The following is a 23,265-nucleotide window of genomic DNA, read 5'->3' on the forward strand; positions in this document are numbered from 1 at the left end:
GCCATCGCCTTTGGTATCGGGATCAGGCGTTGACGGCAAGCGCCGGCGGTTGCTCGTCCTCGCCGCCAAGGATGCGCTCGATGATGCCGGCGGGCACGGCGGTCGAGAAGAAATGGCCCTGGGCGTGGTGGCAGCCGGCCTGGCGCAGGAAATCAAGCTGCCGGCGCGATTCCACGCCCTCGGCGACCACGTCGAGATCGAGGCTGCGGCTGAGATTGACGATCGCCGACAGGATCGCCGCGTCCTGGCCATCCTCCGGCACATGCTCGATGAAGGACTTGTCGATCTTCAGCCGCGTCAGCGGGAAGGATTTCAGCGTCGCGAGGCTGGAATAGCCCGTGCCGAAATCGTCGAGCGCAAGCTGGATGCCCATGCCGGTCAGGGCCCGCATCGCCTTCACCGAGGCGGCGATATCGGTCATGATCAGGCTTTCCGTCAGCTCGATTTCGAGGCGGCGCGGTTCCAGCCCGGTTTCGGCAAGGGTGGACGCGACCTGGGCCGTCATCGACTGATCGCGGAACTGCCGGGCCGACATGTTGACGCCGATGCGGATGGGAGGCAGGCCCTTGTCCTGCCAGCGCCTGCCGTCGCGGCAGGCCATTTTCAGGACGGCGGCCCCAAGTTCGACGATGATGCCGATTTCCTCGGCCAGCGGAATGAAATCATTCGGCTGGACGAGGCCTTCACGCGGGTGCATCCAGCGCACCAGCGCCTCGACGCCGGTCATCTCGCCGGTCGCCAGATTGTATTGCGGCTGATAATGCAGGATGAATTCGTCGCGCTTCAGCGCCCGGCGCAATTCCTCGGCGCGGGCGAGGCGGCGGCGGGCCTCGGCGGCAAGCCGGGGCGAGAAGATCTGCAGGTCGTTGCGGCCGCTGTCCTTTACCCGGTACATCGCCATGTCCGCCGCCGCCAGCAACTCGCAGGCCGTGGCGCCATGGGTCGGGAAATAGGCCATGCCGATGCTGCAGGTCACATGCAGGTCGATGGTGTCGAGCGTCACCGGCTGGCCGATCAGCCGGCGGATATCTTGCAGGCGCGGCTCGAAACCGTCACTGTCGCCCTGCAACACGAGGATGAACTCGTCGCCGCCGATGCGCGCCACCAGCCCATCCGGGCCGATGGCGGCGGAAAGCCGGGCGGCGACCGTCTTCAGCAGGGCATCGCCGGTGCCGTGGCCCTGCGTATCGTTGATCAGCTTGAAATTGTCGAGATCGAGGAACCCGATGGCGATGTGGCGGCCGGCAGCCTCCGCCTCCCGCAGGAGAGACGCCAGCCGTCTCTCGAGGAAGCCGCGATTGGGCAGGCCGGTCAGGGCGTCGTGTTCGGCGAGGAAACGGATGCGCTCCTCCGCTCGCCAGCGATCGATGGCGATGCCGGCCATGCGCGCGGCGACGGCGATGAATTCGCCGAGGTTGCGATCCAGCCGCTCCTCTGGCATCGAAAAGCCGATCGCGCCATGCGTGCCGCCATCGGCGGCGGGAATGGGAAGCTGGAGACAGCCGTCGCTTTCCGGCTCGGACAGCGCCAGGGAGCCGGACTGGAACGGCTGCCCGCACTCGCGGGCCTCGATGCGGATGCAGGCGCGGGCGCCGGTCGCGAGCCCTTCGAGCAGGCCGGCGAATTCATCGAAAAAAGCGGGAAGCGGCACGCTGCCGACGATCATTTCGAGAATGCGGGCCTGGGCGCGCATCAGCCGCTCGGAGCCCTTGCGCGCGGTGATGTCGCGGGAGGCGCCGACGACGCCGATGACGTTGCCGTCCTTGTCGCGCAGCGGCACGCGCGACATCATCAGCCAGCGATCCGGGCCGCCGCGCAACGCCCGCTCCTCATAGCCGAGGTCGGGCTCGCCGGTCTCCATCACCCGCTGCTCGATTTCGGCGATCTTGGCGTCGGCGGCAGCCTTGCCGTGCAGGTCGGTATCGGTGAGGCCGATCAGATCCTCGACGCAAGACAGGCCGTTGGCATTGACGATCGCCTGGTTGGCGAAGAGGAAACGTCCCGAGCGGTCCTTGGCATAGATGAAATCGGGAACGTGATTGATCATCGCCTCCAGCCAGTCGAACCGGCCGGCAAGGCGCAAGGCCGGCGGATCGGGCTGCATGGACGCCTCCGGCAAGGCGGCACGCGGCGCGGCCGTGCCGTCCCTCGCATCGCCGCATTCGGCCTGCCTTTCGAGCATCATGCTGTTCCCCATAGAGTCCGTCAGGCAAGCCGGGGCTTCCTTCGCCATTCCGCGTGTGGAATGCTTCACTGTCTATGCCGAGGCGCCAAACCTCAAGATGCAGCCGGGGAGACCGCTGCCGATCAGGGCGATCCGTCCGTCGTTGTTCAAGCCTATACAACCCGAGGGATAAGGAACATTTAAGAGCTTGACGAAAATCAACTGCATCCGTCCGCCAGCGCCCGGAAACGAGACGGACGAATGCGCCGGAGACGCCGGCCGGGGACTGCCGGCGTCGCGCGGTTTGCAGGGCCGGGAGGGTTATTTCCCGGCGTAGAGATCGCCATAGGTCTGACGCAGGATGTTCTTCTGCACCTTGCCCATGGTGTTGCGCGGCAGGTCGTCGACGAAGAGGACGCGCTTGGGCTGCTTGTAGCGGGCGAGCCGGTCCTTCAGGCCGTCGAGCACGCCCTTCTCGGTGAGATCCGCGCCCTTTTCGCGCACGACGACAGCGGTGACGCCCTCGCCGAAATCGGGATGCGGCACGCCGATGACGGCGCTTTCGACGACGCCGGGCATGGCGTCGATCTCGGTCTCCACTTCCTTGGGATAGATGTTGTAGCCGCCGGAAATCACCAGATCCTTGCCGCGTCCGACGATATGGACATAGCCGCGCTCGTCGATCTTGCCGAGGTCGCCGGTGATGAAGAAGCCGTCGGCGCGGAATTCGGCCGCCGTCTTTTCCGGCATCCGCCAGTAGCCCTTGAAGACATTCGGGCCCTTGACCTCGATCATGCCGGTCTCGCCATCGGCGACCGGGGTGCCGCTGTCGGGATCGGTGACGCGCACGGAGACGCCCGGCAACGGAAAGCCGACGGTGCCGGCGATGCGGTCGCCGTCATAGGGGTTGGAGGTGTTCATGTTGGTTTCGGTCATGCCGTAGCGTTCGAGGATGGCATGGCCGGTTTTTTCCGAGAAGCTGCGATGGGTTTCGGAGAGCAGCGGCGCCGAGCCGGAGACGAACAGCCGCATCTTCGCCGTCGCCTCGCGTGTCAGGCCGGGATGCTGGACGAGGCGGACATAGAAGGTCGGCACGCCCATCAGCGCCGTGGCGGTCTGCATCAGCCGCAGCGCCTCGTCGGCATCGAATTTCGACAGGAAGATCATCGAGGCGCCGGAGAGCAGCGTCACGTTCGAGGCAACGAACAGGCCGTGGGTGTGGAAGATCGGCAGGGCGTGGATCAGCTTGTCGGCGCTGGTGAAGCGCCAATGGTCGCGCAGCGTCGCGGCGTTGGAGAGCAGGTTGTCATGGCTCAGCATCGCGCCCTTGGAGCGGCCGGTGGTGCCCGATGTGTAGAGGATGGCGGCGAGATCGTCCGGGCCGCGTTTCACATCGGTAAATTCGGCATTTTGCGTGCGGGCGAGATCGAGCAGAGAGCCGCCGCCGGCATCGTCCAGCGTCTCGACGCGGGCGCCGTATTTTTCGGCGATGGCGGACACCCCGTCGCGCGATTTCGGCGCGACGACCACCAGGCGCGGCTCGGCGTCGCCGATGAAATAATCCAGTTCGGCCAGTGTATAGGCGGTGTTGAGCGGCAGATAGACGGCCCCTGCACGCGCGCAGGCGAGATAGAGCATCAGGGCTTCCGGGCTCTTTTCGACCTGTACGGCGACGCGATCACCGGGGGTGACGCCAAGGGCTGCGAGCGCGCCGGCCAACTGGCCGGAGAGGCCGAGCATGTCGCCATAGGTCCATCGCCGGCCGTCGGCCGTCTCGATGAACGGTGCCTCAGGGTCGGCGGCGGCGCGGATCGCGTCGAAAAGATGGTTGCTCATGGGGTCGTCTCCCTTTTGGCCTTATTCTTTGTCGTGTCCCGCTTGGCGGCGGTGGATGCGGTGAAGGCGCCGAGACCGCGCCCGTTGCGGCCGGCGGCGAGCATCTGCCGGATCGCCGGCGTGGTCACCACTTTGGCGCGGCCGGCAAAGGCCTCGTGATTGGTCTCGATTTCATCGAGTTTGTAAAGATAATTGACCATCAGCCCATGGGCCTGGCGCATGGCGCGGGCGGAGCGGTCGCCGAGGAAATTGATGCGTTCCAGCCGCGCGCCGTTGCCGAGATGGAAGCGCCCGACCGGATCGACCAGCCGGCCATTGGCGGTCCGCGCTTTCAAGAAGTACCAGGCGGCGGCGGTCATCAGAGCGGGCTGGAGGGCGGCGGCGGTTTCCGCATCCTCGGCCCAGTCCTTCCGTTCCAGCGCGTTGAGCGCGTCGCGTTCCGCCTCGGACAGGAACTCGGCGAGCACGCCGTCGCGCTCGCGCGCCAGCCAAGCGGCAAAGCCCGGCACCGGCGACAGGGTGACGAAGGTCGAGAGTTTCGGCAGCTCGCGCTTGAGATCCTCGACTACCTGCTTGATCAGGAAATTACCGAAGGAAATGCCGCGCAAGCCGTCCTGGCAGTTCGAGATCGAATAGAACACCGCGCAGGCGGCGTCGCGGGCATGGATACCGGCGCGATCCTCGCGCAACAGGTCGTCGATGCTGGCGGGGATGTCGGCGGTCAGCGCCACCTCGACGAATATCAGGGGATCGTCGGGAAGCTGCGGATGGAAGAAGGCGAAGCAGCGCCGGTCCTCCGGCTCCAGCCGGCGGCGCAACTCGTCCCAGCCGTCGATATGGTGGACGGCCTCGTAGCGGATGATTTTTTCGAGAATATTGGCCGGCGTCGACCAGTTGATCGCCCGGAGCACCAGGAAGCCGCGATTGAACCAGGAGGCGAAGAGATGGGCGAAATCGGCATCGACGGCTTCGAGATCGCTTTCTTTCGCCTTCAATTGCAGCAGGGTTTCGCGCATCCGCACCAGGGTGGAAATGCCATTCGGCGCCAGGTTCAGGCGGCGCAGCAGCTCCTGCCGGCGCGGCTCGGCGGCATTGTGCAGTTCCAGCAGCGCGCCGGCGCCCGGTTGCGCCTGATAGGCGGCGATCGCCGCCTCGACGCGGTCGGTGGAGGGGCCGAAGCGATCGAGCAGCAGGTGCATGAAATCACGCTTCCCGGCGGCGTCGCACGCCTGCCATCGGTCGAGGATATCCTGGGCCAGCGCCACGCCCGAGGCCTCGCCGCGGCTGGAAAGCAGCGCCTCGCACAGCGCCCCCAACCGTTCAGCCGGCGAAACGTCGGCGGCGACCGGTGCGCGCGAAAGGAAGCGCTTGCCCTGTTCGGCAATGGTTTGCAGCATGTCGCTGAAGAAGGATGTCGTGTTCATCGCGGTCTCCTTCGAAGTGCGGCGAGAAGGCGGAAGCCATCGCGTCGCGGGACATTGCATTTGCGTATCGCCATGTGACCATGGTGTTGTGGCGCGCACGGAAAAGGGCGACAGGTCCGCCCTATCGTTGTTTGGCAGAGTCCCATCGTTTGAAAACAATGTCAATAATATTGTATGCAATTCATGCGGATGTGCATCGTAAGCCTTGAAGTTTAGGCACAATCCGCGCAAGATGCCTGCCATGAGCGACAGCCAATCCAATCGCCTGCGGGCACAGATCGAGGAAGACATCGCCACCGGCCTGCTGCGGCCGGGCGAGCGGCTGGACGAGGTGTCGCTGGCCGAGCGTTTTGGCGTGTCGCGTACCCCCATCCGCGAAGCCTTGCAGCAACTGGCGATATCGGGCCTTGTCGAGCATCGGCGCCACAAGGGGGCCATCGTCAGCGCCCCGGAACCGCGGCAATTGCTGGAGATGTTCGAGCTGATGGCCGAGTTCGAGGCGATCTGCGCCCGGCTGGCGGCGCGGCGGCTGCTGGCCAGCGACGAGACCGAACTCAAGCAGGCCATGGCCGCTTGCCGCGCGGCGGCGCAAGCCGGCGATACCGACACCTATTACTACGAAAACGAGCGCTTCCACCGCGCCATCTACCGCGCCGGCGGCAATGGCTTCATCGGCGAGCAGGCGATGGCGCTGCACCGGCGGCTGGCCCCCTTCCGCCGGCTGCAATTGCGGGTGCGCAACCGCATGGGGGTGTCGCTGGCCGAGCATGAGGGCATCGTCGAGGCGCTGCTCCTGGGCGACAGTGCGCTGGCGGCGGAGCGCGCCTATGCGCATGTCGTCGTCCAGGGCGAGCGTTTTGCGGACCTGATCGCGACGCTCAGCCGCGCGGCGGCGGAATAGACGCCGCTCTTCCCTCGATTTAATAGTTGAAGCAAAATATCATATTTAGTAGGAGCAGGCTTCCGAGTTTTCCAGAAAAACCCATTGTCGAGGAGCCCGCCGATGTGCCAAGACCAGACCCGGCCCGCCGCCGCCCAGCGGTCCGGCGCCTTTCGCGTCGAAAACATCCGCCTCGATATCGGCGGGCGCAAAATTCTGGACGACGTCACCCTCGATTTTCCGGGCGGCGAGATCACCGCGCTGGTCGGCCATAACGGCTCGGGCAAATCCTCGCTCTTGAAGATCATGGCGCGGCAGGTGCCGCAAACGGCAGGAAACGTGCTGTTCGACACACGTTCCGTCTCCAGCCTCGAATCCCGGGAATTCGCCCGCAACGTCGCCTATCTGCCGCAGGATGTCAGCACGGGTGCCGGCATGACCGTGCGCGAGCTGGTCGCCTGCGGGCGTTATCCCTGGCATGGCGCGCTCGGCCGCTTCACCGCCGGGGACCGGCAGAAGGTGGAGGAGGCCCTGGCGCTCACCCATCTCGAACCCTTCGCCGACCGCCTCGTCGAAACGCTGTCCGGTGGCGAGCGCCAGCGCGCCTGGATCGCCATGCTGGTGGCGCAGGACAGCAAATGCCTGCTGCTCGACGAGCCCACCTCGGCGCTCGATATCGCCCACCAGATGGAGGTGCTGTCGCTGGTGCGCCGCCTCTCGCATGAAAAGGGCTTGAGCGTCGTCATCGTCCTGCACGACATCAACATGGCCGCCCGCTTCTGCGATGGCATCCATGCGCTAAGGCAGGGCGTCGTCGCCGCCAGCGGCCGCCCCGCCGCCATCATGCGCGGCGAGACGCTGCGCGAGATCTACGGCATCGCCATGGACGTCATGCCGCATCCCTCGCTTGATCTGTCGCTCGCCTATGTCTCCTGACCGGCTTGCCGGGGCGATCCTTGCCCGCCGCCGCCTGCTGCAAGGGGCGGGCGCGATGGCGCTGCTGTCGCTGCCGGTCCCGGCTATTGCGGATAGCCCAAAAATCGTCAGCCTCGATTACGGCCTCGCCTCCACGCTCCTGTCGCTCGGCATCGTCCCGGCCGCCGTCGCCTCGCTGGCGGATTGGGGCAAATGGGTGATCGAGCCGGCAATGCCGGAAAGCGTCATCGATCTCGGCAGTTCCTGGGAGATCAATCTCGAGATCCTCACGGCGCTGAAGCCCGACCTGATCCTGACCACGCCCTATCTCGATGCTTCGCTGCCGCGCCTGCAAGGCGTCGGCAAGGTGCTGCGCCTCGAAACCTATCGCCCGGATGGCGGCGCCATCCTGCCCTCGGTGATTGCGGCGACGCGCCGGCTGGCGGCGGAGATCGGCCGGGAGGCGGAAGCCGAGCGCTTTCTCGCAAAGGCGGACGCCTTCTTCGACGAATGCCGCGCCCGCCTTGCCCGCAGGCCGCGCCCGTCGCTGGCGTTGGTCAATTTCATGGATGCCCGGCATGTGCGCATCTTCGGCGCTCCCGGCCTTTATGACGCGGTGCTGACCCGCATCGGCCTCGCCAATGCCTGGACGGGCGCGGCCAATTATTGGGGCTTCGAAATTGTCGGCATCGAGACACTGGCGCAGATCACCGATCCCGACGCCCTGTTGATCGCCTTCGAGCCGGTACCCGGCGATGTCCTGCCGAAACTGGCGCGAAGCCCGCTCTGGCAGGCCTTGCCCTTTGCCCGGCCCGGCCATTTCGCCGTTCTGCCCGGCGCGCTGCTGTTCGGCATGGTCAACGAGGCCATGCGCTTTGCCCGGCTGATGACCGCGCGGCTGGAGGAAAGCGCATGACGACCGCCCGTCTCGGCCATCACGCCGGCCCGGCGGCCATCGCGGCGGCGCTCGCCGTCATCGCCGCACTGGTCGCCTGGCTGCAGGTCGGCCCGGCGCTGCGGGCCGCGCCCGCCGAAGGTTATGACATCGCCCGCATGGTGCTGCTTTATGCGACGCTGCCGCGCATGGCGACGGCACTGCTGGCCGGCGCGGCGCTGGCGCTTTCAGGGGCGCTGTTCCAGCAGGTGCTGCGCAATCCGCTGGCCTCGCCGACGACGCTCGGGATTTCGGCCGGAGCCAATCTGGCGCTGGCGGTGGCGACGCTGTTCTTCCCGGCGCTGCTCGGCTTCGGGCGCGATCTGGTGGCGCTCGCTGGCAGCGCGCTTGCGGCCGGCGTCGTCTTTGCCATCGGCGCGCGGCGTGGCTTCTCGCCGTTTTCGCTGGTGCTGTCGGGGCTGGTGGTCGGGTTGTGGTGCGGGGCGTTTTCGGCGGTGCTGCTGCTGCTCAACGAGCGTTACCTCGTCAGCCTGTTCATCTGGGGCGCAGGCTCGCTGTCGCAGCAGAGCTGGGATATTCCGCTGTCGTTAGTGCCGAAGCTCGGCGCGGTGGCGCTGGTCGCGGGCCTGCTGATGCGGCCGCTGTCGCTGCTCGATCTCGGGGAGAGCGGGGCGTCGTCCCTCGGCGTCTCCGTGGCGCAATTGCGTTTCGTCGCCGTGGCGGCGGCGGTGGCGCTCGCCGCTTTCGTCACCAGTGCCGTCGGCGTCATCGGCTTCGTCGGCCTCGTCGCGCCGACCCTGGCGCGGCTGGCCGGCGCCCATCGTCCGCGCGAATTGCTGGTGTGGTCGAGCCTGATCGGCGCGGCGCTGCTGTGGCTGGCGGACGGGGCCGTGCAATATTTCGCCGGCGCCTTCTCGGATTTCCTGCCGACCGGCGCCGTCACCGCCATTTTCGGCTCGCCACTGCTGCTGCTTCTGCTGCCGCGCCTGAAAATCCGCCATCGCGGCGTCGAGGCGCCCCGCCGGCGGATCAGGCGGCGCGGCCTCGATCGCCGGCTGGCGCTGCCGGTACTGCTCGCCCTTCTCCTCGCACTGGCGATAGGCCTGCTGCTTGGCCGCGGACTGGACGGCGGCTGGACGTGGCTCGATCCGCGCGCGGCGAACGACATCCTGTCGCTCAGGGCGCCAAAGGTGTTTGCGGCGCTCGCTTCCGGGGCGGCGCTGGCGGTGGCCGGCACCGTCCTGCAACGCCTCACCGGCAACGAGATGGCAAGCCCGGAAGTGCTCGGCATCAGCGCAGGGGCTACCTTCGGCGTCGTCGTCGCCGTCTTCATGGTCGCTACGCCCGGGCTTTCGGCGCAGCTCGGCTTTGCCGCGCTCGGTTCGCTCGGCGTGCTGGCGATCATCTTTCTCATGGGCCTGCGCAGCGGCCTTGCGCCGGAGCGGGTGCTGCTGGCCGGCATCGCGCTTGGCGCCATGGTCGATGCGGTGGTCGGCATTCTCTCGGCGACCGGCGATCCGCGGGCGATCTTCCTGATGCGCTGGATGAGCGGCTCCACCTATAATGTCGATGCCGCCACGGCCGGCGCCGTCGCCATCGTCACGGCGGTGCTGATCGGCGTTGCGGTCTCGGCGCGCCGCTGGCTCGATATCCTGCCGCTCGGGTCTTCCGCCGCCACGGCGCTCGGTCTGCCGCTGACGCTTGCGCGGCTGATGCTGTTCGGCCTTGCCGGTCTCCTGAGTGCTGCGGCGACGTTGAGCGTCGGGCCGCTCAGCTTCATCGGGCTGATGGCGCCGCATCTGGCGCGCGAGGCCGGTTTTATCCGCGCCCGCCCGCAGATGATCGCGGCTGCGGCCTTCGGCGGCGGCTTGATGGTGCTGGCCGATTGGGCCGGGCGCGCGCTCGCCCATCCCTACCAGATCCCCGCCGGCCTCGTCTCGGCGCTGATCGGCGCGCCCTTCCTGATGCTGATGTTGCGGCGGAAGGCGTGATTCCCGCTGCCGGCGAACGCTTTGGCGATTTGCGCGTTTTGTTTTCACCGAAGACGGAACGATCGCAAGGAGGCGAAACGATGACCAATATCCGGACCCACGGTTTCGATACAGAGGCGCAGCTCCAGGAACATCTGGCGGAAATGGAGGCGGAGACCAGCGACGGGAGCGACCTGGCGGTGCGCCCCGTCGATCTCGCCCAGATGCGCGAGCAGCGCAGCCTCGCCCGCTTGCGCGACGAGATCGAAACCCTGCGCCGGCAGGTGGCGCTGGTCAAGGAGGAGGCCTCGATGCTGGCGAAGAACAGCGCCCGCCGGGTCGACCGCGACGCCCATCGCCAGCTCGGCGATTACCCCTGGGCGAAGCTTGCCGGGGCCATGGCCAGCAGTTTCGTCGCCGGTCGTCTGTTGCGGCGCCTTCCCTTCGGCACGTTGGCGACCGCCGCCCTGCCGCTGGTTACCGCGCGCCTGGCGAAATCCCGCTGACAGAGAAAAGCGCCGCATGGAAGCCATGCGGCGCTTTTTGTCTGCCGGGCTAAGCCCGCTCAATAATAGGGCGAGCGGCATTCGGCGCGAACGCCGGCGCGCGGCACGTAGGTATTGTCCGAGGCGCGATAGGTGCGATAGCGCGACTCGCACCACTGGTAATGGCGTGAACTGAGGCCGGCATGTGCCGGACGCGAGCCGGAGATAGCCCCGCCGATGATGGCCCCCGCGCCGAAAGCAGCCATCGGATACCACCAGCCGTCGGAGTGACGACGATAGCCGGGACGATGGTGACGATAACCGCGATGGCCATGATACCAGCCGCGGCGGTCGCGATACTGCACCGTCTCGACATCTGTCGATTTCTGAACCTGCGGCGCGACGAGCGGCATGGCGCCGGCTGGAATTGCGGAGGTCGCCGCCATCAGCGTCGCCAGGGCGCCGGCCATCCAGGTCTTTGTCAGGACATGCATATCATTCTCCTTTACAACATCAGGTATTAATCCATTCGGGTGGCGATGGTTCCATGCCCAGCGCGCAAAACGGCAGCGGCCGCCCCATGAAACAGGGGCGGCCGCAGGCTATTCCGGTGAAAACGGGATCAGGCAGCCTTGGCCTTGCTGTTGGCGGAGGTTTCGGCAAGCTGGGTGAGCTTCTTGTCCGTGGCTTCCTCTTCCTTCAGCGTCGCCTGCAGCAGCGGCACGGCATCCTTGAGGCCGAGCTGCTTCGCCCAGGCGATCAGCGTGCCGTATCGGGCGATTTCATAATGCTCGACGGCCTGGGCGGACGAGATCAGGCCGGCATCGAGTGCCTGCGTGCCCTTGAAGTCGTCCATGATTTCCTCGGCCTCGGCGATGATGCCCTGGATGGCTTCGCAAGTCTTGCCGCGCGCCGGCTTGCCGATGATTTCGAAAACCTGCTCCAGACGCTCGATCTGGCCTTGCGTTTCGTCGCGATGCTTCAGGAAGCCGGCCTTGCCTTCTTCAGACTGGGCGGCGCGGGCCATCTTCGGCAGGGCCTTCAGGATCTGTTTCTCGGCGTAATAGATGTCCTTGAGCGTGTCCAGGAACAGATCGTTCAGCGTTTTTTCAGTGGCCATGAATTCCTCCTGTGGGATGGGATGATGCACGGCGAGTCAAACACCCGGTGCCTGCCTTTGTTCCACGCCCGGGAAGGTGGCACGGCATTCACACCGGATGGCGTAACCGGGTCTCGCGGGCGCCGGATCGCCCTTCGGCGGGTGCCGGGCCGACAGAGCCGCGGGCAATCAGCGTGGTGTCGAGCACCACATGCGCGGGCGCGTTGCCTTCGCCCTTCAGCCGCCCAATCAGCAGCCGGGCGGCAGTCTCGCCGATGCGGTAGACCGGCTGGCGGATGACGGTGACCGGCGGCGAGGTCACCGAGGTCCAGTCGGCGTCGTGAAAACAGACGAGCGACAGATCCCGCGGCAATTGCAGGCCGAGTTCACGGGCGAGGCGAAAGACTTCCAGCGCGATCAGGCTGTCCGAGGCGATGATCGCCGTCGGTGGCAAGGCCGCCTCGAAGAGGTCGCGCGCCTGTGCGCGGGTCCGCTCCGCGCCGAGGGCCCCGAGCTTCACGAAGCCGCCCATGGCCTCGATGCCCGCCTCCGCTCCCGCCTTGAGGAAGCCGGCGACGCGGGCGCGCACCGAGCCGGTATACAGATCGTCGAGCGTCTCGAAGCGGTGGCCGGGCGTATCGCAGGCGGTGAGATAGACGATGCGGCGGTGGCCCTCGTCGATCAGCAGCCGCGTCACCGCCTCGCACGCCTGGAAATCGTCGGCGGTCACCGCATCGACGCGGAGGCTCTCGACGGCGCGGTCGAGAAGGACGAGCGGGCGGCCGGAGCGTTCGATGTCGCGCAGATGCTCGATGTCGCTGTCGCGGGCCGGCGAGACGATCAGCCCGTCCACCCGCTTGGCGACCAGCGTCTTCACCGCCGCCTTTTCCGCCGCGATCTCCTCGCCGGAATTGGTGAGGATGACGTTGAAGCCGGCCAAGCGGGCGACATCGGCGATGCCGCGCACCGCCGAGCTGAAGAACGGGTTTTCGATATCGCCGACCACGACGCCGATGGTGCCGGAGCGGCCGGTGGTCATGCTGCGCGCCAGCTCGTTCGGGCGGTAGTCGAGCGCCTTGGCGGCGCTGAGGACTGCGGCGCGCACCCGGTCGCTGACGGTGCCGTATCCGCCAAGCACGCGCGCTGCGGTTGCTTTCGAGACGCCGGCGGCCCGCGCCACGTCGGCGACGGTCACGGAGGCTGCCTTGCCATGATCCTGTTCCATGGCGCCAAGGTGTACAAGACATATTGACGAGCGGTCAATGCGAATATAACAATCGTCAAATCTGAAAGAGACCGGTCTCATTGAGGAAAGAAACCGGTCTCATGAGGGAGGCAAGACTCTGGACGGCATGCGCACGCCAGACGGACGCCCAGGCGGAATGCCTGGCGTCCGCCGGGAGACCCGTTGCGTCTTTCCGTCCGGCAAACAACCACCGGAGCAGGAGAACGAGACTGATGACCACTGGATCTGCAACCCACGGGATTTTCGGCCGGGTGCGCGCCGCCGCCCTTGCCCTGACGCTCGCCGTCGCCGGCGCCACGGCGACGTCCGCGCTGGCCGACGACAATCCGCTCGGCCTCATCGACGCCAAGACGATCAGCGTCGGCACGATGGGCGATGCCAAGCCCTACACCTTCACCACCGCCGACGGCAATTTCACCGGCTTTGACATCGAACTGTTTCTCAACGTCGCCGAGCGCATGGGCTTCAAGAAGGACCAGGTGATCTTCACCGGCCAGGAATTCTCGGCGCTGATGCCCTCGGTCGCCAATGGCCGCTTCGATGTCGCGGTGGCGGCCATCGGCACCACGGAGGCCCGCAAGAAGACGGTCGATTTCTCCGACGGTTATCTCGCCGGCTATCTTTCGGTGCTGACGCCGGATGCGGCGATCAAGGATGCCGCCGGTCTCAAGGGCAAGCGCCTCGGCGTCGTGCAGGGCACGCTGCAGGAAATCTACGCCCAGAAGAATTTCACCGGCACCGACCTCGTGAAATTCCCCGACAACAATTCCGCCGTCGTGGCCCTCAACAACGGCTCGATCGACGCGCACTTCCTCGATTACGAGGCGGCCAAGGATTATACCGGCCGTTACCCGACGCTGAAGGTTGCGATCAACATTCCGAGCTTCGACGCGCCGGCCGGCTTCGTCATCCGCAAGGGCAACGACGCGCTGAAGGCCGCTCTCAACAAGGCGCTGCACGAGGCCATGCAGGACGGCACCTGGAAGACGCTTTATGAAAAATGGTTCCCGGGCTCGCCGATGCCGGACGAATATCTTCCCAAGAAGTAAGCCGCGCGGCCCCGGCGCTTGACGGGCCGGGGCCATCCGTTGCCGACGTGAGACCGTTGCCGCGTCGGCTGCCTGCCCTTGAGGGAAATTCTTGATGAACTGGCTTGAAAACCTGCGTCGCAGCTTCCTCGACTGGGATGCGATGGCCGAGGTGCTGCCGGCCATGATCATGGTCGGCCTGAAGAATACGCTGATCCTGGCCGCCGCATCCACCGTGCTCGGCGTGGTCATCGGCATGCTTCTGGCGATCATGGGCATTTCGCGCTCGCCCTGGCTGCGCATTCCCGCCCGCGTCTATACCGATATCTTTCGCGGCCTGCCGGCCATCGTCACCATCCTCTTGATCGGCCAGGGGTTCGCCCGCCTGGGTCGCGAACTCTTTGGCCCGTCGCCCTATCCGCTCGGCATCCTGGCGCTTAGCCTGATCGCCGGCGCCTATATTGGCGAGATTTTCCGCGCCGGCATCCAGAGCGTCGATCGCGGCCAGATGGAGGCGTGCCGGGCGCTGTCGATGAGCTATGGGCAGGGCATGCGCCTCATCGTCGTGCCGCAGGGCATCCGCCGGGTTTTGCCGGCGCTGGTCAACCAGTTCATCGGCAATGTCAAGGATTCGAGCCTCGTCTATTTCCTCGGCCTGCTCGCCTCCGAGCGCGAGATCTTTCGCGTGGGGCAGGACCAGGCGGTGGTCACCGGCAACCTGTCGCCGCTGCTGCTCGCCGGCATCTTCTATCTCGTCATCACCGTGCCGCTCACCCATCTGGTCAATTATATCGACAACCGTCTGCGCATCGGCAAGCAGCGACCGTCCGCCATTGCCAGCGGGCTGGAGGAAGTCAGCGAGCTGGAAGGTGTCGATCGCGCCGAGACCGGCCCGGTCTTCAAGGGCGGCAGCCTCGACGTGCGCAATCTCGGCATGGCCTATGGCGAGCTGGAGGTGCTGAAGGGTGTCGATCTCACGGTCAAGCCCGGCAGCGTCACCTGCATCATCGGTCCCTCGGGCTCGGGCAAGTCGACGCTGCTGCGCTGCCTCAATCGCCTCGTCGAGCCCAGGGACGGCGATATCCTGATCGATGGCGAGAGCATTCTCGCCATGAAGCCGGAAAAGCTGCGCCGCCGCGTCGGCATGGTGTTCCAGCACTTCAACCTGTTTCCGGACCACACGGCGCTGGAAAACGTCATGCTGTCGCCGAACCGGGTCAAGGGCCTGTCGAAGGAAGAGGCCGAGCGCATCGCCAAGGCGCGGCTCTCCGATGTCGGGCTGGCGAGCCGCCAGCATCATCGCCCCGGCGGCCTCTCCGGCGGCCAGCAGCAGCGCGTCGCCATTGCCCGCGCTCTCGCCATGGAGCCGGAAGTCATCCTCTTCGACGAGGTGACCAGCGCCCTCGATCCCGAACTGGTCAAGGGCGTGCTCAACCTGATGGCCGATCTCGGCAGCCAAGGCATGACGATGGTGGTCGTCACCCATGAAATGGGCTTTGCCCGGCGCGTGGCCGATCAGGTCGTGTTCATGGACGAGGGTCGCATCGTCGAGGCCGGTCCGCCCGACCGGATTTTCGATGCGCCGCAAAGCCCGCGCCTCAAGCGCTTCCTCGCCGAAGTGCTGTGATCATCCTTCGCAATCCCGAATGAAAGTGCAAACCATGTCCGCAACGAAAATCTCCCAGGTCGTCGTCATCGGCGCCGGCATCTTCGGCGTCTCCACCGCCGTGCAGCTCCAGCGGCGCGGCATCGCCGTCACGCTTCTCAATGACGGCCCGGCCGGCAACGGTGCGTCCGGCCGCTCGCTTTCCTGGCTGAACTCGGCGCGCATGCGCTCCGACGACTATCACCGGCTGCGCATGGCCGGCATCGATCGCTACCGCACGCTGGCCAACCGCGTCGGCAAGGTCGACTGGCTGTCCTTCGAGGGCGGGCTGACCTGGGATGCGGACGATGCGAAGAACGAGATCGCCGCCGCCTACGCTTATGAGGTCTCGCTGGCCTATGACGCCCTGCACCTCGCCCCCGAAAATGTTGCGAACATCACGCCCGGCGTCGATGCCGCCACGATCACGCCGCAGGGCGCGATCTTCAATCCCGGCGAAGGCTGGGTCGACCTGCCGGCGCTGATCGCCCATCTGCTGAAGGAATTCTCGGCGAATGGCGGTACGCTCGTCACCGATCAGGGTGCGGCGAAGGTGATCGTCGAGAACGGCCGCGCGGTGGGAGCGCACACCGCCGCCGGAAACCGTTTCGCGGGCGACGCCGTGCTGCTCGCCACCGGACCCTCGGTGCCGGCCATGGTCGCGGAGGCCGGCCAGCGCATCGACGACGGCACGCCGGTGGCGCTGCTGATCATGACCAAACCGCTGCATCACCCGCTGAAGGCGGTGCTGAATACGCCCCGCGTCGCCGTCCGCCCCGCGCCGGATGGGGGTTTTTCCGTCGATGCCGATTGGGCGGCGGACGAGGTTTCCACCAACGCCGACGGGTCCTATGATGTCCGGCAATCAACCCTGGACGCCCTGCTGGCCGAAGCCTCGAAAATCCTGGAAGGGCACCCGAAGCTCGAAGTCGCCGCCTATGGCGCCGGCCGCAAGCCGATCCCCGGCGATGGCGAACCGGTCATGGGCGAACTGTCTGCCATACCGGGCTATTACGTGGCCTTCAGCCACAGCGGCGCGACGCTTGGCTTGATCGTCGGCGAATTGCTTGCCTATGAGATCGCGACCGGCGGGCGTCACCCAATGCTTGCCAGCTTCCGGCCGGAGCGTTTTTCGGCGTGACGACGCGGGGGAGGGTGCGCACCGCATCTTCCCCAGCCGTTTTTCACTGATAAGTCATTTCATTTCTGCCGATTCTGTGGTGTCTATTGTCGCCGTCCGTCCGGTCGTCGCAGTGCCGGATGGACAGGCAAAAGACGAAACGCGACGGGAGAACAGCATGCTCGACAAGCGCAAATTCTACATCGACGGCCAGTGGGTGGATCCGTTGAAGCCCCACGATCTCGAGGTGATCAATCCGGCGACGGAACAGCCGATCGCCGTCATCTCGATGGGGACGGCTGCCGATATCGATCGCGCCGTCGCCGCCGCCAGGAAGGCTTTCGCCACCTACGGCCAGACCAGCGTCGAGGAGCGCATCGCGCTTCTGGAAAAGCTGATGGAAGTCTACAAGCGCCGTTACGAAGAAATGGCCCAGACGATCACGCTGGAACTCGGCGCGCCGATCACCATGAGCCGCGAGCAGCAGGCCGATGTCGGCGTCGGCCATCTCCAGGGCTTCATCGACGGGCTGAAGCGGCTGAAGACCCGCGAAGTGCTGCCGAATGGCGACGTCCTGCGCCGGGAGCCGATCGGGGTCTGCGGCCTCATCACCCCCTGGAACTGGCCGATCAACCAGATCGCGCTGAAAGTGGTTCCGGCGCTGGCGACCGGCAGCACCTGCGTGCTGAAGCCCTCGGAATTCACGCCGCTCAACGCCATGCTCTATGCCGAGATGGTGGATGAGGCCGGCTTCCCTGCCGGTGTCTTCAACCTCGTCAACGGCGACGGCATCGAATGCGGCGCGGCGCTCTCGAAGCACAAGGATATCGACATGATGTCCTTCACCGGCTCGACCCGCGCCGGCATTGCGGTCAGCAAGGATGCCGCCGACACCGTCAAGCGCGTGACGCTGGAACTCGGCGGCAAGTCGCCGAACATCGTCTTCGCCGACGCCGACCTGGAAGGCCGCGTCGCCGGCAGCGTCTTCGAATGCTTCAACAATTCCGGCCAGTCCTGCGACGCCCCGACCCGCATGCTGGTCGACCGCTCCGTCTATGACAAGGTGCTGGAGATCGCCGAACGCGCCGGCCGCGAGGCGACCGTCGGCAATCCGCAGGAAGAGGGCGGCCATATCGGCCCGCTTGTCTCGCATATCCAGTTCGGCCGCGTGCAGGCGTTGATCGAGGCGGCCGTCGCCGAAGGCGCGCGCGTTCTCGTCGGCGGCCCGGGCAAGCCGGAAGGTTTCGAGACCGGCTATTTCGTCAAGCCGACGATCTTCGCCGACGTCAACAACGGGATGCGCATCGCCCGTGAGGAAGTGTTCGGCCCGGTCCTGGCGATCATCCCCTTCGACACCGAAGAGGAAGCCATCGCCATCGCCAACGACACGGCTTATGGTCTCGCCGCCTATCTGCAGACCGGCGATGCCGAGCGCGCCGAGCGCGTCGCGTCGCGCCTGCGCGCCGGCATGGTGCATATCAATGGCGGCCCACACCGTTACGGCAGCCCGTTCGGCGGCTACAAGCAGTCTGGAAACGGCCGCGAAGGCGGCCTCTTCGGCCTGGAGGACTTCCTGGAAGTCAAGACCGTGCATCGCCCCGACGCTGCCTGACCGGCGCAAGCGAAAAAGGCCGGCGTTTTGAACGCCGGCCCTGAAAGTGACGGCGCCGGAAAATCCGGCGCCGTTTTCGTTTGTATTACTGCGACAAGGCCTTGGCGATGTCGTCCTTCAGCGCCAGGCGGCGCTTGCGCAGCATCACTTCCGCCTCTTCGCTGATGGCGTCGATGCGTGTCTCGGCCCGGTGAATCTGATCGTTGACCGTATCATAGTCGTCAAGGATGCGGGCGAAATGCGCGTCCGCGGCCTTGAGGGCGTGAATGGCGTCGAGCTGGCCGGGAAATTCCTCTCCCAGCGTGTGCGGCGTGTTCGACATGGAGGCCTCCTTTCTTGTCGTTTCATGGCAAGTCTGTCAGCCTCCTTCCATCCGCTCCTTGATCGATCTCAAAACAACGGCAGAAATCTTAGAGTTTGTCAGGAAAAAGTGGAAACCGGTTTTCCAGAAAAGGCAAACAAAAACAAAGAAACTTAAGGTCTGTCAGGTTCAGAGGAAACCTGACAGACCTTAAGCCGGCCGCAGATTGGCCTCCTTCACCGATTCCATCACCACGAAGGTGGAGGTGCTGGCGACATGCGGTAGCGTCGAGATAGATTCGCCGAGCACCCGGCGGAAGCGGCGCATGTCGGCCGTGCGAACCTTGAGCAGGTAATCATAGGAGCCGGCGATCATCTGGCATTCCTCGATCTCCCGGATATTGCGCACCGCCTCGTTGAAACTGTGCAGCGCCGCCTCGCGGGTGTCGGAGAGTTTCACCTCGGTATAGGCGACGTGGTCGAGCCCGAGTTTCTGCGGATCGAGTACGGCGCGAAAGCCGAGGATGTAACCATCCTTGATCAACCGTTTCAGTCGCTGGTGGCAGGGTGTCTTCGACAGGCCGACCTTTTCCGAGAGGTCGGTGATCGACAGGCGTCCGTCATCGACGAGCGCCTGGATAATCTTGATATCATAGCTATCCAATTCGCCTGAAATCGAAGTCTGAGCCATCTTTTTTCACTCCAGTTGGCGAATAAATAAGACGAAATGCGCTGAAAATTGCCGATCTCCAGTACGCATATCGCGTGGCGACGTGATATACAATGCCGCAGAGCCGGAAAGAGGGAGGATGGCGCGCGGCCTTGCGCAAGCGTCACGCGAGGGCCATTCTCCCATTCCGGAAATCACGCCATTTGCCTCGAACTTCGACGGAGACCTTTCTGTGTCGACTCCAAGACCCTTTGCCGATTTCGCGCCCTCCATCCGCCCGCAGACGCCGCTCAGGCAGGCGATCACCGCTGCCTATCGCCGGCCCGAAGCCGACTGCGTCGCCGCGCTGCTCGAACAGGCGACTCTGCCGGACGACGTCCGCAAGGCCGTGCGCGGCACCGCCCGCAACCTGATCGAGGCACTGCGCGCCAAGCACAAGGGCGCCGGCGTCGAGGGTCTGGTGCATGAATATTCGTTGTCGAGCCAGGAAGGTGTGGCGCTGATGTGCCTCGCCGAAGCGCTGCTGCGCATTCCCGACACCGCCACCCGCGATGCGCTGATCCGCGACAAGATCGCCGAAGGCGACTGGAAGTCGCATATGGGCGGCGGTCGCTCGCTGTTCGTCAATGCCGCCACCTGGGGCCTCGTGGTCACCGGCAAGCTGACCTCGACGGTCAACGATCGCGGCCTTTCCGCCGCGCTGACGCGCCTCATCGCGCGCGCCGGCGAGCCGGTCATCCGCCGCGGCGTCGATATGGCGATGCGCATGATGGGCGAGCAGTTCGTCACCGGCGAGACCATCGACGAGGCGCTGAAGCGCGCCCGGCCGCTGGAAGAACGCGGCTTCCGCTATTCCTACGACATGCTCGGCGAAGCCGCGACCACGGCCGCCGATGCCGAGCGCTATTACAAGGATTACGAGACCGCCATCCATGCCATCGGCCGAGCGTCTGCCGGTCGCGGCATCTATGACGGCCCCGGTATTTCCATCAAGCTCTCGGCCTTGCATCCGCGTTATGTCCGCGCCCAGGCGGAGCGCGTCATGAGCGAGCTGCTGCCGAAGGTGAAGGCGCTGGCGCTTCTCTCGAAGAAATACGACATCGGCCTCAACATCGACGCCGAGGAAGCCGACCGCCTCGAACTGTCGCTCGACCTGCTGCAGAGTCTCTGCGAAGACCCCGACCTCGCCGGCTGGAACGGCATGGGTTTCGTGGTGCAGGCCTATGGCAAGCGCTGCCCTTATGTGCTCGATTTCATCATCGATCTTGCCCGCCGCACGCAGCGACGCATCATGGTGCGCCTGGTCAAGGGCGCCTATTGGGATGCCGAGATCAAGCGCGCCCAGGTCGACGGGCTCGAAGATTTCCCGGTCTATACCCGCAAGGTCCACACCGACGTTTCCTACATCGCCTGCGCGCGAAAACTGCTGGCGGCGACCGATGCCGTCTTCCCGCAATTCGCCACCCACAACGCCCAGACGCTGGCGACCATTTACCAGCTCGCCGGCCCGGATTTCCAGACCGGCAAATATGAGTTCCAGTGCCTGCACGGCATGGGCGAGCCGCTCTATGACGAAGTCGTCGGTGCGAACAAGCTGAATCGCCCGGCCCGCATCTATGCGCCGGTCGGGACGCATGAGACGCTGCTCGCCTATCTCGTCCGCCGCCTCTTGGAAAACGGCGCCAACTCCTCCTTCGTCAACCGCATCGGCGACAAGTCGGTCTCCATCGACGAGCTGGTCGCCGATCCGGCCGATGTCGTCCGCTCCATGGCCGTCGTCGGCGCGCGCCACGACCAGATCGCCCTGCCGGACGACCTTTTTGGCGCCCGCAGGAATTCGGCCGGTCTCGACCTGTCGAACGAGACGGTGCTGGCCGAGATCTCGGCAACGCTGGATGGTTCCGCCACCCGCGAATGGCGCTCCGGCCCGACGCTGGGCGAGGGCGAGGCCAGCGGCACGAGCCGCCCGGTCCTCAACCCCGGCGACAACAGGGACGTGGTCGGCACGGTGACCGAAATCGCCGAAGGCGATGTCGCCAGGGCCATGCAGATCGCTGCGTCTGCCGGCGCAAGCTGGGGTGCGACACCGCCCGCCGAGCGCGCCGCCTGCCTGGAACGCGCCGCCGATATCATGCAGCGCGACATGCCGGTGCTGCTCGGCCTGATCATGCGCGAGGCCGGCAAGTCGATGCCGAACGCCATTGCCGAAGTGCGCGAAGCCATCGACTTCCTGCGCTATTATGCCGAACAGGCTCGGCGCACGCTCGGCGTCACGCACAAGCCACTCGGCCCGATCGTCTGCATCAGCCCGTGGAATTTCCCGCTCGCCATCTTCTCCGGCCAGATCGCCGCGGCGCTGGTCGCCGGCAATCCGGTGCTGGCGAAGCCGGCGGAAGAAACGCCGTTGATCGCCGCGCAAGGCGTGCGCATCCTGCATGAGGCCGGCATCCCGCGTGCTGCCCTGCAATTGCTGCCGGGTGATGGCCGCATCGGGGCGGCCCTCGTCGCCGCGCCGGAAACCTGCGGCGTGATGTTCACCGGTTCGACCGAGGTCGCCCGCCTCATCCAGGCCCAGCTTGCCGCGCGCCTGCTGCCGAACGGCAAGCCGATCCCGCTGATCGCCGAAACCGGCGGCCAGAACGCCATGATCGTCGATTCCTCGGCGCTGGCCGAACAGGTGGTCTTCGACGTCATCGCCTCGGCCTTCGACAGCGCCGGCCAGCGCTGCTCGGCGCTGCGCGTGCTGTGCCTGCAGGAAGACGTCGCCGACCGTATCCTCACCATGCTCAAGGGCGCGCTGAAGGAGCTTTCCATCGGCCGCACCGATAGCCTCAAGGTCGATATCGGTCCTGTCATTACCGACGAGGCCAAGGGCATCATCGAGAAGCATATCGCCGGCATGCGCGGCCTCGGCCGCAAGGTCGAGCAATTGCCGCTCGGCCCCGAAACCGAAAACGGCACCTTCGTCGCCCCGACGATCGTCGAGATCGGCTCGCTGAAGGATCTGCATCGCGAAGTCTTCGGCCCGGTCCTCCATGTCCTGCGCTACAAGCGCGACGACCTGGAGCGGCTGATCGAGGACATCAATTCGACCGGTTACGGCCTGACCTTCGGCCTGCACACCCGCCTCGACGAGACGATCAGCCATGTGACCGGCCTCATCCGCGTCGGCAACGTCTATATCAACCGCAACGTCATCGGCGCGGTGGTCGGCGTGCAGCCTTTCGGCGGCCGTGGCCTGTCCGGCACCGGCCCGAAGGCCGGCGGTCCGCTCTATCTCGGCCGTCTGGTGGATAACGCCCCGGTGCCGCCGCGCCACAGCTCGGTGCATACCGATCCGGCGCTCACCGATTTCGCCCGCTGGCTCGGCCAGCGCGGCCGCAACGAACTGGCGCGGGATGCGCGCGAGACCGGCGGCGTTTCCGCCCTCGGCCTCGTGCTCGATCTGCCCGGCCCGGTCGGCGAGCGCAACGTCTATGCCCTGCACCCGCGTGGCCGCATCCTGTTGGTACCGCAGACCGAAGTCGGCCTCTATCGCCAGCTCACCGCCGCCCTTGCCACCGGCAACGAAGTGGCGATCGATTCCGGCTCGGGGCTGGAAGCCTCGCTGCGCGACCTGCCGGCCAGCGTCGTCGCCCGCATCACCTGGAGCAAGGATTGGGCGGCCAATGCGCCTTATGCCGGCGCGCTGATCGAAGGCGATGCCGCGCGCACCGTCGAGGTTGGCAAGAAGATCGCCGCCCTGCCGGGTCCGCTGGTGCTGGTCCAGGCCGCGACGAGCGCCGAGCTGGAAGCCGGCGCCGAGGCCTATTGCCTCAACTGGCTGCTGGAGGAAGTCTCCACCTCGATCAACACGACGGCGGCCGGCGGCAATGCCAGCCTGATGGCCATCGGCTAAATCGATTCAATCACTTAAGCTCTGCTTTCAGGCGGTCGACAGACCGCTGATCGCCAGCTAGGGTGCCCGCCGCCGTTC

At 65.9% G+C, this 23,265-nt stretch carries 18 protein-coding genes; 10 read left to right on the forward strand and 8 right to left on the reverse strand.

Going from position 1 to position 23,265, the window contains the following annotated elements; genetic code table 11:
* Positions 1–22: 22 nt before the first annotated feature.
* From P7F60_RS16985 to P7F60_RS16995, 3 genes are all read right to left on the reverse strand, one after another.
* Positions 23–2,185 (reverse strand): GGDEF and EAL domain-containing protein, encoded by a 2,163-nt coding sequence (locus P7F60_RS16985; RefSeq protein WP_277918931.1) that lies wholly within the window; start codon positions 2,183–2,185, stop codon positions 23–25.
* Positions 2,186–2,485: 300 nt separating this feature from the next.
* Positions 2,486–4,000, reverse strand: coding sequence for a malonyl-CoA synthase (locus P7F60_RS16990; RefSeq protein ID WP_277918932.1), 1,515 nt, complete (start codon positions 3,998–4,000; stop codon positions 2,486–2,488).
* The gene (locus P7F60_RS16995; RefSeq protein WP_277918933.1) at positions 3,997–5,424 is read right to left on the reverse strand and encodes a malonyl-CoA decarboxylase; all 1,428 of its coding nucleotides are present in this window, start codon (positions 5,422–5,424) and stop codon (positions 3,997–3,999) included. Before P7F60_RS16995 ends, P7F60_RS16990 begins: the two co-directional genes overlap by 4 nt.
* 241 nt (positions 5,425–5,665) lie before the next feature.
* Here P7F60_RS16995 and P7F60_RS17000 point away from each other — a divergent pair, with 241 nt between their 5' ends.
* From P7F60_RS17000 to P7F60_RS17020, 5 genes are all read left to right on the forward strand, one after another.
* Positions 5,666–6,325: a GntR family transcriptional regulator gene (locus tag P7F60_RS17000; protein ID WP_277918934.1), complete on the forward strand. Its 660-nt coding sequence runs from the start codon at positions 5,666–5,668 to the stop codon at positions 6,323–6,325.
* A 102-nt stretch (positions 6,326–6,427) separates the two neighbouring features.
* Positions 6,428–7,240 carry an ATP-binding cassette domain-containing protein gene (locus P7F60_RS17005; protein WP_277918935.1) on the forward strand — a complete coding sequence of 271 codons (813 nt, stop codon included), beginning with the start codon at positions 6,428–6,430 and terminating at the stop codon, positions 7,238–7,240.
* Positions 7,230–8,135, forward strand: coding sequence for an ABC transporter substrate-binding protein (locus P7F60_RS17010; RefSeq protein WP_277918936.1), 906 nt, complete (start codon positions 7,230–7,232; stop codon positions 8,133–8,135). The genes P7F60_RS17005 and P7F60_RS17010 overlap by 11 nt, the downstream gene beginning before the upstream one ends.
* Positions 8,132–10,105, forward strand: coding sequence for a Fe(3+)-hydroxamate ABC transporter permease FhuB (gene fhuB, locus P7F60_RS17015; protein WP_277918937.1), 1,974 nt, complete (start codon positions 8,132–8,134; stop codon positions 10,103–10,105). The genes P7F60_RS17010 and fhuB overlap by 4 nt, the downstream gene beginning before the upstream one ends.
* An 80-nt stretch (positions 10,106–10,185) precedes the next feature.
* Positions 10,186–10,590, forward strand: a complete 405-nt coding sequence (locus P7F60_RS17020; protein ID WP_277918938.1) for a hypothetical protein — start codon at positions 10,186–10,188, stop codon at positions 10,588–10,590.
* Positions 10,591–10,649: 59 nt separating this feature from the next.
* Here P7F60_RS17020 and P7F60_RS17025 read toward each other — a convergent pair whose 3' ends face one another.
* The 3 genes from P7F60_RS17025 to P7F60_RS17035 all read right to left on the reverse strand — a co-directional run bounded on the left by P7F60_RS17025 (position 10,650) and on the right by P7F60_RS17035 (position 12,893).
* Entirely contained in the window at positions 10,650–11,063 is a 414-nt protein-coding gene (locus P7F60_RS17025) for a BA14K family protein (protein WP_277918939.1), read from the reverse strand.
* Between the two features lie 128 nt (positions 11,064–11,191).
* Entirely contained in the window at positions 11,192–11,689 is a 498-nt protein-coding gene (locus P7F60_RS17030; RefSeq protein WP_277918940.1) for a ferritin-like domain-containing protein, read from the reverse strand.
* A gap of 88 nt (positions 11,690–11,777) precedes the next feature.
* The gene (locus P7F60_RS17035; RefSeq protein WP_277918941.1) at positions 11,778–12,893 is read right to left on the reverse strand and encodes a LacI family DNA-binding transcriptional regulator; all 1,116 of its coding nucleotides are present in this window, start codon (positions 12,891–12,893) and stop codon (positions 11,778–11,780) included.
* A gap of 233 nt (positions 12,894–13,126) precedes the next feature.
* On the opposite strand from P7F60_RS17035, the gene P7F60_RS17040 reads away from it, so the two are divergent.
* The 4 genes from P7F60_RS17040 (at position 13,127) to P7F60_RS17055 (ending at position 18,319) form a co-directional block, all read left to right on the forward strand.
* The gene (locus P7F60_RS17040; RefSeq protein WP_277918942.1) at positions 13,127–13,963 is read left to right on the forward strand and encodes an ABC transporter substrate-binding protein; all 837 of its coding nucleotides are present in this window, start codon (positions 13,127–13,129) and stop codon (positions 13,961–13,963) included.
* A 94-nt stretch (positions 13,964–14,057) separates the two neighbouring features.
* Positions 14,058–15,569, forward strand: coding sequence for an amino acid ABC transporter permease/ATP-binding protein (locus P7F60_RS17045; RefSeq protein WP_277918943.1), 1,512 nt, complete (start codon positions 14,058–14,060; stop codon positions 15,567–15,569).
* A gap of 34 nt (positions 15,570–15,603) precedes the next feature.
* Positions 15,604–16,728 (forward strand): FAD-binding oxidoreductase, encoded by a 1,125-nt coding sequence (locus P7F60_RS17050; RefSeq protein ID WP_277918944.1) that lies wholly within the window; start codon positions 15,604–15,606, stop codon positions 16,726–16,728.
* Between the two features lie 157 nt (positions 16,729–16,885).
* Complete coding sequence (locus P7F60_RS17055) at positions 16,886–18,319, forward strand: aldehyde dehydrogenase family protein (protein ID WP_277918945.1); 1,434 nt, start codon at positions 16,886–16,888, stop codon at positions 18,317–18,319.
* Between the two features lie 85 nt (positions 18,320–18,404).
* On the opposite strand, the gene P7F60_RS17060 is transcribed toward P7F60_RS17055, so the two are convergent.
* Entirely contained in the window at positions 18,405–18,641 is a 237-nt protein-coding gene (locus tag P7F60_RS17060; RefSeq protein ID WP_277918946.1) for a YdcH family protein, read from the reverse strand.
* Between the two features lie 189 nt (positions 18,642–18,830).
* Complete coding sequence (locus tag P7F60_RS17065) at positions 18,831–19,310, reverse strand: Lrp/AsnC ligand binding domain-containing protein (protein WP_277918947.1); 480 nt, start codon at positions 19,308–19,310, stop codon at positions 18,831–18,833.
* A 211-nt stretch (positions 19,311–19,521) separates the two neighbouring features.
* On the opposite strand from P7F60_RS17065, the gene putA reads away from it, so the two are divergent.
* Complete coding sequence (putA, locus tag P7F60_RS17070) at positions 19,522–23,187, forward strand: trifunctional transcriptional regulator/proline dehydrogenase/L-glutamate gamma-semialdehyde dehydrogenase (RefSeq protein WP_277918948.1); 3,666 nt, start codon at positions 19,522–19,524, stop codon at positions 23,185–23,187.
* Positions 23,188–23,265 lie beyond the last annotated feature (78 nt).

This window comes from Rhizobium sp. YJ-22 (assembly GCF_029601685.1).
Classification (GTDB): domain Bacteria; phylum Pseudomonadota; class Alphaproteobacteria; order Rhizobiales; family Rhizobiaceae; genus Metarhizobium.

Excerpts from the sequence above, each read along its gene's own strand:
- P7F60_RS17010 (WP_277918936.1), top strand. The coding sequence starts at position 7,230 with ATGTCTCCTGACCGGCTTGCCGGGGCGATCCTTGCCCGCCGCCGCCTG.
- P7F60_RS17000 (WP_277918934.1), top strand. The coding sequence starts at position 5,666 with ATGAGCGACAGCCAATCCAATCGCCTGCGGGCACAGATCGAGGAAGAC.
- P7F60_RS17065 (WP_277918947.1), bottom strand. The coding sequence starts at position 19,310 with ATGGCTCAGACTTCGATTTCAGGCGAATTGGATAGCTATGATATCAAG.
- P7F60_RS17040 (WP_277918942.1), top strand. The coding sequence starts at position 13,127 with ATGACCACTGGATCTGCAACCCACGGGATTTTCGGCCGGGTGCGCGCC.
- P7F60_RS16990 (WP_277918932.1), bottom strand. The coding sequence starts at position 4,000 with ATGAGCAACCATCTTTTCGACGCGATCCGCGCCGCCGCCGACCCTGAG.
- P7F60_RS17020 (WP_277918938.1), top strand. The coding sequence starts at position 10,186 with ATGACCAATATCCGGACCCACGGTTTCGATACAGAGGCGCAGCTCCAG.
- P7F60_RS17035 (WP_277918941.1), bottom strand. The coding sequence starts at position 12,893 with ATGGAACAGGATCATGGCAAGGCAGCCTCCGTGACCGTCGCCGACGTG.
- P7F60_RS17025 (WP_277918939.1), bottom strand. The coding sequence starts at position 11,063 with ATGCATGTCCTGACAAAGACCTGGATGGCCGGCGCCCTGGCGACGCTG.
- P7F60_RS17045 (WP_277918943.1), top strand. The coding sequence starts at position 14,058 with ATGAACTGGCTTGAAAACCTGCGTCGCAGCTTCCTCGACTGGGATGCG.
- P7F60_RS17055 (WP_277918945.1), top strand. The coding sequence starts at position 16,886 with ATGCTCGACAAGCGCAAATTCTACATCGACGGCCAGTGGGTGGATCCG.
- fhuB (WP_277918937.1), top strand. The coding sequence starts at position 8,132 with ATGACGACCGCCCGTCTCGGCCATCACGCCGGCCCGGCGGCCATCGCG.
- P7F60_RS17030 (WP_277918940.1), bottom strand. The coding sequence starts at position 11,689 with ATGGCCACTGAAAAAACGCTGAACGATCTGTTCCTGGACACGCTCAAG.
- P7F60_RS16985 (WP_277918931.1), bottom strand. The coding sequence starts at position 2,185 with ATGATGCTCGAAAGGCAGGCCGAATGCGGCGATGCGAGGGACGGCACG.
- P7F60_RS17060 (WP_277918946.1), bottom strand. The coding sequence starts at position 18,641 with ATGTCGAACACGCCGCACACGCTGGGAGAGGAATTTCCCGGCCAGCTC.
- P7F60_RS17005 (WP_277918935.1), top strand. The coding sequence starts at position 6,428 with ATGTGCCAAGACCAGACCCGGCCCGCCGCCGCCCAGCGGTCCGGCGCC.
- P7F60_RS17050 (WP_277918944.1), top strand. The coding sequence starts at position 15,604 with ATGTCCGCAACGAAAATCTCCCAGGTCGTCGTCATCGGCGCCGGCATC.
- P7F60_RS16995 (WP_277918933.1), bottom strand. The coding sequence starts at position 5,424 with ATGAACACGACATCCTTCTTCAGCGACATGCTGCAAACCATTGCCGAA.